Here is a 6,655-nt window from a genome sequence, read left to right as displayed (position 1 = left end):
GGTGCGCCGCACCAGTTGGGCGGCGGCGAATTTCGTCAACTCAACCGCAGACCCGGACGCCCTCGTTATTTCCCAGCGGGACTGGGAACGCTTGCTGGATCAACTGGCCTCGACGGCCTGAAATGGCCAAAGTCGAGGCAATATCCGCCCCAGTCAATTCCGAAAGCGAACTTAGGAATATTTGTCCAACAACTCCTTCGCCAATATTGCATCCATAAAGCAAAATATCGCCTTTTTCGGATAGCGAGGCGCCTATTTGGCCGAACTGTCCCGCGTACCTATAAAGCGTATCGTGATCGAGGGTAATATTACCTAGGTACAGCGCTCCCGGCGCTCCGTGACTTATTATCTGTATTGTGTCGATGTCCGTGTAGCCGGAGAGAATGCTCGATATTTGTTCAATGCCATCCTCATCCGCGTCAAGTACGAACCATTCAGAGAAACTCGGCAAGGTACTGACCAGAGACTGGATGTTGCTGATACGTGCATCGACAAAAAAGACATTTCTCGTGACGGACATAGTGCGTTCGCTCCGGCGTTATCTATGTTGAATACGTGGAATCTATGGGTAGAGAGAGGAAGGTCAACCGCACGACCGGCTGAAGACAGTTGTTCGAAACCGAGGGAACCGGGGACGGGGAAACTGGGAGAGACCGGGGGGGAACCGGGGACAGTGCGGCCATGAAACGAAGCGTGTTCGCTCGGGTGTGAGTTCCGCCTGGGTAATCGTGCGTCACGCCAGGCTTTCTTGATCGGGGTGCGGTCCAGGGTGTCGGCATAGCCTAGCCTAGCCTAGCCTAGCGTGTCGTTGCCGGCGCCCCATTACCATACCGAAGTCGAAAATCGTACTGCTATCCCGCACGTTTGCGGCAGTGGCCCCAATGGTCCAGCCTAGTGTTGATGTGCCATAAAAGGGCATGATGATGCATCGGCCCATGCGCTGGACCTCGAATCCTTGTCCTCTGTAGTTGCCGGGACCGGCCACGAGCTGGGTGTCGAGGAATCGAGCGATCACAAGGTAGCGGGCCTTACCATGGTGTTTGAAGTTGTAAATGAATCCGCACGTTAGCGTCAAACACGTAGCGAAACCCTAAGAGGACTACCGATTCAGTCCTATCTGCAATCTCGCCCCGACTTCGGCCCGCGCAATCGACGCCGCGACGCCCAAGGGAGTAGAGATGAACTTAGACGCTCGGCGATCGCCCGGAAGTGACGTGGGTCACGTTTTCTACGCCTTGGAACCGGAGTCCGCTAAATCACCGCTCTAGCCATGGGCCGCCTGTCTGTCATCCTCGCTCCGGGTACTTGGGTGAGCTCCTCGGAGGTGGCTTGTTGAGGTATGGACCGATCGAAATAGGGTAGTGCTGCAATCTATAGGATGGCTCGTGGCCGATTTTCATACTAAGGCGCTGATATGTAGTCGGTAATGTACTCGCTCTGGGCCGCGGCATCATGCAGATTGCAGGACTACCCAGGGAAGGATCGGTGCAATGGGCACTCGCGTCGCGACAGCTGCATTGCAGTCGGCCTTGACGGACAATCTCCGCCTGGGGTGAGTCGGAGGCCAGACGCTCGACTTCGGCGAAAAAGGCGTCGGAGAAACCCCGTTGGACTACCAGCCGATAACCCCCGTCCGGCTCGCGCCAGTAGAGCCCGCCGCCGTCCAGCTCCGGTAGGCGCAGCGCGCAATCCAGGATCGCCTCAAGCAGGGTCTTGCGATCCGGCCGCGCGACCAGAAGCCCAGAAAATTCGTGCTGGCTTTGCAGCAACAGCTCAGTGTGCTTCCGCTCCGAGATATCGATCATGGTACCCAGGGTCAGCAGGGGCCGCCCCGCCCATCCCGCTGCGCGACCCGGCCCCGCGCGTCGATCCAGATCCATCGGCCGTCCGCTGCACGCAGGCGATACTCCGCCGCATAGAGCGGGCTGTCGGACGCCAGCGCCGCGGCGATGCGCGCTTGCAGGCCCGGGAGGTCGTCCGGGTGGATCAGGTCGAGCCAGGCGGCCAGGTTCGGTGGGACCTGCGCCGCACCGTAGCCCAGCAGCGCGCACAGGGCGGGGCTCCAGGCGATGCGATCTGTGACGTGGTCGTACTCCCAGACACCGATCCCGGCGGCATCCAACGTCAAGTCCAAGCGGGATCGCAGCCAGGGCTGAACTGTTCTAGCCAGGATTTGCCGTTGCAGTCTGCGGTTGCCCCCGACTCTGGACAATACCCGGTCGCCCGGGTATAAAGCGCGTCGATCCCCCGCTGCCCGAGGCCCCGTGCGTGAACCTTCGCGAGGTCATCCTCCAACCCGTCGCCGTGCCCGAGGAGGCGCGTTTCCAGGCCCTGATGGATGCCCATCACTATGACCGGGCGCACTCTGCGGGCCTGGAATATCAGCCGGGACACCCGCTACGACGCGCTACGCCGACTCCGGGACGCGGGGCTGGTCCGCTGCTGGCAGGCCCCGGCCGGGCGCCGCGCGCGGAGAAACAACCTGCCAGTCAAGGGGCGCCGACGGCCATCAAGCCGTCGGCGCCGCACGTCTCTATGAAGGATCGCGAGGTCTTCGGCACCCGGCGCGGGATTGCTGCCTGATCCGGAACGGCCAGCGCGCGATCTCGTGCTCGGCCGCGGTGCGGTTGATGAAGTCGTCCACGAGCATCAGGAAGCCCTTCTTGACGTTGATCGCCTTGGCGACCAGGTAGAGCGCTTCCAGGCCCTGGCACAGCGTGTCGCCGCCGTCGGCCGGCCAGCGCGTGCCGCACACCCGCGCCTCGCTCACCAGGGACGCCATCCACGTCTCCCCGTCGGACAGGGACCGTTCGGGCGCCGCCTCGTCGATCCGCTCCCCGGCACCGTGGACCCGCGCGAGGTCGGCCTCCACGGCCTCGAACGCGGTCCACAGGGCGATCCCGTCCGCGTCGGTCTTGATGAACGGGCTCATGCCTTTGACCCGCGACAGCCCGCTGTCAGGCGTGATCCGGACCTGGTACAGGTTGAAGTCGGGCCGGGGGCGAGGGACGGTGCTGGCGGTGAACACGAAGGGGCTGGTCATCGCCAACGCGATGCCGCACGCGTCGCGGTCGCGGACCGATAGGCCCATCGCGAGGCCGAACGGGGCGGTCTCGGGCGGCTTGGTGATGCGTTTGCGCATGGGCGGGGTCTCCGGGTCGGGTGAGGATGGGCTCATCAGGTTGTGTTCGGCGCGGCGGGCGCGCCGACGCGCACGATGGGATCCGTCCCCATCAGCCCAGGTCGGCCGCGCACAACGGCTTGACGCTGGCGTGCAGGGGAAACCGGGGTAACGTCAACTCACACAGTGGCTTGCGCAGGGGAAGGGCAGGGGAACCCGCCGGGGCACGGCTGGCCCACAAGCGAGCGCGCGCCGCGCCACCCGGGCGTAAGAGTCCCGCCCCTCGGACGCATATCATTCCTATGACCCGGCTAGGTCGTCGGCGTCTCACTCCAAGCGTCTTTGGCCGCGTTCCGGGCGCAAGAAATCGACAACGCGATATCCCACGCCCTGTCCGGCCTCCGGACAGGGCGTTTTTGTTTATGTCCTGATCGGAGACTTCCATGTTCGCCAAGTCCGCTCCCGCCGTCCCACCCGAGGCCATCGCCGCCGTGGGCCAGCACACCATCAGTAAGCTCAGCGAGCGCGCCATCGGGCGCCTGACCTACCAGATCGCGTCGGCGCGTCCGGCGTCGTGTACCTCACCGTCACCGCCAACGAGGGCGGCGGCTACTTCAGCCGCGAACCGGTGGCCTTGGACAAGATCGAGACGGTGTTGTCCACCCACCTGGCCACCGGTGAGTCCTTTGCCACCTCGTTGCTGCGTCGGTGCTTCGTCAACCGCAGTAATCAACAATATGTCTTTGAGCTAAGCTGAACCAGTACCCTCCGTCGGGGTAGGCGCGGCCGTAACGGGTCAGGCGCTACGCGGCCTTGGTGGCTTGTTCGCGCAGCAGGTCCATGAGGAACTCGGGCGCCAGGTCCGCCCCGTTGTCCCAGGCGACAGTGCGCATAACCGGGTGCTGGACATTTAAAGAAGATGCAGCGCGACGGGGCGAGCAAAGCCGCGATCCTGAGCGCCATCAAGGGAGCCACGGGCGGGCCTTGATCATCGTTCCGGCCAATCGATCACGCGGCGTGCGTAGTCAGGGCTTCCAGCCCTGATTCGGTCAGGCCAGGATGGCCTGACTACGCAGTCGGCGCGTCTGCGTGGTCGGAGTTATGATCAAGGCATGCTGAACCAGTACCGAGAACACCAACGTCGACCTGAAGCGCGGGGAGGGGCCGGTCTACTCTCCCGGACCGACGACCGTGCAGATCGCACAATGGCTGGGTTCATGACCAAGGCCCTCGCGGGTATCATCACCTCGATTACGACAACGACCGAGAACAGATGAACACAGATGACGATCATGGGTCGATCGAGGTCCGGCTGTCCGATGCCGAGTCGCAGACCGCTTTCGGCGCGGACCTGGCGGCGCACTTGCCCGAACGCCTGGTGATCTATCTGCGCGGCGATTTGGGGACCGGAAAAACCACGCTGGCGCGCGGCATTCTGCGCGGTCTAGGGCATCGTGGAGCCGCGCGCAGCCCGACCTATACCTTGATCGAGCCCTATGAGATCGGCACCACCCGGGTCTTTCATCTGGACCTGTACCGCCTCGCCGACCCCGAGGAACTGGAGTACCTGGGGCTGCGCGATCTGCTCGCCGAAGCGGCGCTCTGGCTGGTGGAATGGCCCGAGCGCGGTGCCGGACTGCTGCCGCCGCCCGATCTCACCATTGCGATCGACTCCCTCGACGAGGGTCGGCGGTTGACCCTGACCGCTCACGGGGAGGCAGCAAGTAGCGTGATCGAGGCGCTTCGGTCCGGAACAGGGATTCACTGAACCTGGAACATCGGGTCAACTCCAACCCGCCTCATGCGCTATCGCATGATGTCGCCACCGCCACGCCGCATTTACCGCGGGACTTCACCGCGTACATCGCTTTGTCCGCACGCTGCAGCAGGGTAGCCCCGTCCGACCCGTGCTCCGGAAACAGGCTGACGCCGATACTGGCCCCGATATTGGCCCCGATACCCGCGGGTCCGTCGGCGAGCGCGATGGGCGCGGAGATCGCCGTAAGCAGACGCTTACCCAGTTCCACTATCCCGGAACTCCCGGAGATGTCGCGCGTCAGGACCGCGAACTCGTCCCCGCCCAGGCGCGCCACGGTATCGGGGCGTCGCACCCCGTGGCGCAGGCGTGTAGCGACCTGACACAGCACCCGATCGCCGGCCGCGTGACCGTAGGTGTCGTTGATCGCCTTGAAGCCGTCCAAGTCCACGAACAGGACAGCCAGGTGTTCGCCGGAGCGATCCGCCTCGGCGATGGCGCGGCTCAGGTGCTCTTCGAACAACAGTCGGTTGGCCAGTCCGGTGAGGCTGTCGTGATGAGCCAGTTCGCCGAAGTGGTTCACTTGGCCACGTAAGCGCCGGCCCTCCAACTCCCGGGCGGTCACGTCTTGCAGACGCAGGATGAGGCCGAAATTGGTGCCGTCCAGGCCGCGCAAGGCGCGGACATGGGCCTCCGCATAGCGGTCTCCGTCGACGGCGTCCGGGCGTTGCAGCAACAGGCCCAGGGGTGTATCGCAGGTCGTCACCCAGGCGCGGATGCGCGCGACGATCGCCGATGGATCGTCGGGTGCCGCGGCCGCGGCGGGCTCGGCAACGCCCGCGGCAAATCGCAGAGGTGCATCGACCGCCGCCTGCGCGATCAAGGGACACCGCTTGGCGTCCTCGTTCATCCAGCGCACGACACCCTCGCCGTCGCACACCAGAGTCGGGTCCGGGATGGCATCGACCAGTGACTGGAAGAATGCGCGGTCCTCACGCAAGTGGCACGCCGCGTCGGCCGCCGCGACCAGTTGCTGTACCCGGTTGCGCAGCACCGCCCAGTGAATGGGTTTGGTGACGTATTCGGTCGCCCCGGACCGGAACGCCAGGTCCACGGACTCCTCGTTCTCGTAGATGGTGATCATGATGATCGGGACGTAGCGTCCGGCGGGGAGTGCCCGGATCGCCTCGCAGGCGGCGAAACCGTTCATCACCGGCATGGCCGCATCAAGCAGGACAATGTCGGCGCGCTGCGCTTTGAACAGGTCAAGCGCACGCTGACCATTGTCCGCGCTCTCGACCTCGAACCCGAGGCGCATGATGAACTGCCGCATGGCGGTCCGCAGCACCCCGTCATCGTCCACCACCAGGGCGCGGTAACGCCGATCTTTGTTCGCTATCAGCATGCGATGCACTCCGCCATGGCGGATGTTCCGGTCTCCGCCGCCAACAATTCGGCCAGAACCGACAGCAACTGCTCGGTTGTCATCGACGATCATGACGCGGCGCCCGGCCAACAGGCGCACGTCGCCCAAGCGCCGGCGTGAGGCTACCGCCTCCGTCGGTGCAAAGTCCATGGGAATGATGAAGCGATCGGACTGTCCGGCCCCAGAGTGTGCTCCAGGTCCGCGGATACCTCAGCGCCGGAATCGCGACCGACTACCTGTGGAAGCAGATAGAGCCATCGGACGTGATAACCGGACGTAGGGGCAAGTCTTAGGTGATTTCCAACAATTTGGATACCGGTCGGTGTAGGTGCGACTTCAGTCGCACTTGCGT

7 protein-coding genes are annotated in these 6,655 nt (G+C 64.0%); 3 read left to right on the top strand and 4 right to left on the bottom strand.

Features of this window, described 5'->3' with window-relative positions; all coding sequences use genetic code 11:
* Positions 1 to 40: 40 nt before the first annotated feature.
* The gene (locus QZY03_RS31930) at positions 41 to 520 is read right to left on the bottom strand and encodes a DUF4347 domain-containing protein (protein WP_295608373.1); all 480 of its coding nucleotides are present in this window, start codon (positions 518 to 520) and stop codon (positions 41 to 43) included.
* Between the two features lie 1,296 nt (positions 521 to 1,816).
* The gene (locus tag QZY03_RS02555; protein ID WP_295577992.1) at positions 1,817 to 2,134 is read right to left on the bottom strand and encodes a PAS domain-containing protein; all 318 of its coding nucleotides are present in this window, start codon (positions 2,132 to 2,134) and stop codon (positions 1,817 to 1,819) included.
* Between the two features lie 134 nt (positions 2,135 to 2,268).
* On the opposite strand from QZY03_RS02555, the gene QZY03_RS02550 reads away from it, so the two are divergent.
* Entirely contained in the window at positions 2,269 to 2,583 is a 315-nt protein-coding gene (locus tag QZY03_RS02550) for a hypothetical protein (protein ID WP_295577990.1), read from the top strand.
* On the opposite strand, the gene QZY03_RS02545 is transcribed toward QZY03_RS02550, so the two are convergent.
* Positions 2,534 to 3,142 (bottom strand): hypothetical protein, encoded by a 609-nt coding sequence (locus tag QZY03_RS02545; RefSeq protein ID WP_295577987.1) that lies wholly within the window; start codon positions 3,140 to 3,142, stop codon positions 2,534 to 2,536. The genes QZY03_RS02550 and QZY03_RS02545 overlap by 50 nt on opposite strands.
* A 553-nt stretch (positions 3,143 to 3,695) precedes the next feature.
* Here QZY03_RS02545 and QZY03_RS02540 point away from each other — a divergent pair.
* Positions 3,696 to 3,878, top strand: a complete 183-nt coding sequence (locus QZY03_RS02540) for a hypothetical protein (protein ID WP_295577985.1) — start codon at positions 3,696 to 3,698, stop codon at positions 3,876 to 3,878.
* Positions 3,879 to 4,394: 516 nt separating this feature from the next.
* The gene (gene tsaE, locus QZY03_RS02535) at positions 4,395 to 4,889 is read left to right on the top strand and encodes a tRNA (adenosine(37)-N6)-threonylcarbamoyltransferase complex ATPase subunit type 1 TsaE (protein ID WP_295577983.1); all 495 of its coding nucleotides are present in this window, start codon (positions 4,395 to 4,397) and stop codon (positions 4,887 to 4,889) included.
* Between the two features lie 31 nt (positions 4,890 to 4,920).
* On the opposite strand, the gene QZY03_RS02530 is transcribed toward tsaE, so the two are convergent.
* Positions 4,921 to 6,282 carry a diguanylate cyclase gene (locus QZY03_RS02530; protein ID WP_295577980.1) on the bottom strand — a complete coding sequence of 454 codons (1,362 nt, stop codon included), beginning with the start codon at positions 6,280 to 6,282 and terminating at the stop codon, positions 4,921 to 4,923.
* Positions 6,283 to 6,655: the final 373 nt, after the last annotated feature.

The sequence above is a fragment of the uncultured Lamprocystis sp. genome (genome assembly GCF_903933125.1).
Lineage (GTDB): Bacteria > Pseudomonadota > Gammaproteobacteria > Chromatiales > Chromatiaceae > Thiodictyon.
The sequence above is the reverse complement of the archived record's forward strand: the minus strand, read 5'-3'. Positions and strand labels throughout refer to the sequence as shown.

Bases quoted from the DNA above. Each gene is read 5' to 3' on its own strand.
- QZY03_RS31930 (WP_295608373.1), bottom strand. From the start codon at position 520: ATGTCCGTCACGAGAAATGTCTTTTTTGTCGATGCACGTATCAGCAAC.
- QZY03_RS02545 (WP_295577987.1), bottom strand. From the start codon at position 3,142: ATGCGCAAACGCATCACCAAGCCGCCCGAGACCGCCCCGTTCGGCCTC.
- tsaE (WP_295577983.1), top strand. From the start codon at position 4,395: ATGAACACAGATGACGATCATGGGTCGATCGAGGTCCGGCTGTCCGAT.
- QZY03_RS02530 (WP_295577980.1), bottom strand. From the start codon at position 6,282: ATGCTGATAGCGAACAAAGATCGGCGTTACCGCGCCCTGGTGGTGGAC.